Genomic DNA, 1,392 nt, shown 5'->3' on the forward strand with positions numbered 1-1,392 from the left:
AGGCGGAACGGCCGGCGCGGGCGAGGGAGCCGTCCGTCCGCGCGGCGCCGTACGACACCTGCCGGCCCTGGTCCGCCGCCGCCTCCTGCTCGGCGTACCGGGCGCGCTCCTGGGCGGTGAGCGTGTCCAGGAGGTCCTCGGCGGCCGTGAGGCGCTTCTGGACGGTGGTCTTCTGCGCGGCCACCTCGTTCTGACGGGCCTTGAGGTCCACGAGGCGGTCGTCGGCCCGGGTCCGTAACTCCGCGATCGCCGCCAGTTCCTTGCGGATCCGCGTGACCGTCGAGGCCTGGTGGGCGGCGGTCCGTTCGGCGAGGGCGGCGGCCTGGAGGAACGTGTCCGGGTCCGAGCTGAGCGCGAGCTGCACGGTGGGGGTGAGGCCCCCGGCCCGGTACTGGGCGGTGGCGATCGAACCGAGCGCCGCGCGCGAGGTGTTGAGCCGCTCCGTCCGCCGGGCGGCCTCGTCGCGCAGCTCGTCCAGCGCGTCACGGGCGTCGTCGGCCTTCTCCTTCGCCCCGTTGTACCTCTCGGTGGCGGCCTCGGCCTGCTCGTAGAGCCTGTCGACCTTCGACTTGACCTGAGCCACCGTCAGGCGCGGTTCCGCGTGCGCGGATCCGGCCGCGGCCCCGGCCGTCGCCGTCGCGGCGCCCGCCAGGGCGAGGCTCGCGGCGGTACGTCCGGCGGGGCCGGTGAGCGGGCGCTGTTTGTGTTTCCGGTGCGCTGCCACGAGGGCGTCCACTTCCTTACTGGTCCAACATCGCACGTTTGGGGCCGTGCGGGCCGGGTGGCGGGGGTCGGCCACCTGGAGAAGGACGCTAGGTGAAGGTCACGACGCGGTGTCGGCATGGCGGGAATTGACAGCAGGTGAGGGTTCCGAGGCGTTTTGCGACCGTACGATCGGCTGCCCATGCCGCTGTTTCGATCAGGACCGGACACGCGCCGGTCGTACGGCGACGTCGGAGCCGTGGTCGTCAGCTGTCGGCCGCCGGCTGTCGTTCCGGCGGGTTCCGTCAGGCGGGGCGGACGCTGCCGTGGATGGGCAGGTAGTAGATGGATTCCTCGCGGACGTTCGCGCCCGGCTCGGGGGCGTGGATCATCATGCCGTCGCCGGTGTAGATCCCGACGTGGCTGATGTCGTCGTAGAAGAAGACGAGGTCGCCGGGGAGCAGGTCCTGGGTGGTGATGTTCGTGCCCGCGCCCACCTGCTCCCAGGTGGTACGGGGCAGGTCCACGCCCGCGACCCGCCAGGCGGTCTGGGTCAGGCCGGTGCTGTCGTACGAGCTGGGGCCGGTGGCGCCGGACACGTACGGCTTCCCGATCTGTGCGCGCGCGAACGCCAGGACCTTCGCGGCCTTGGTCGCGTACGTGCTGTCGGGGGCGGGCGCGGGGGCGACG

Annotated in this window: 1 protein-coding gene and 1 pseudogene; both read right to left on the reverse strand. The window is 72.7% G+C overall.

Features of this window, described 5'->3' with window-relative positions:
- Window positions 1–724 (reverse strand): annotated as a pseudogene (locus GT042_RS24680) (NlpC/P60 family protein); the annotation flags it as partial.
- Window positions 725–1,007: 283 nt separating this feature from the next.
- A partial coding sequence (locus GT042_RS24685) for a C40 family peptidase (protein ID WP_161310927.1) occupies window positions 1,008–1,392 on the reverse strand: 385 nt, incomplete at its 5' end.

This window comes from Streptomyces sp. SID3212 (genome assembly GCF_009865405.1).
In the GTDB taxonomy this organism is placed as follows: domain Bacteria; phylum Actinomycetota; class Actinomycetes; order Streptomycetales; family Streptomycetaceae; genus Streptomyces.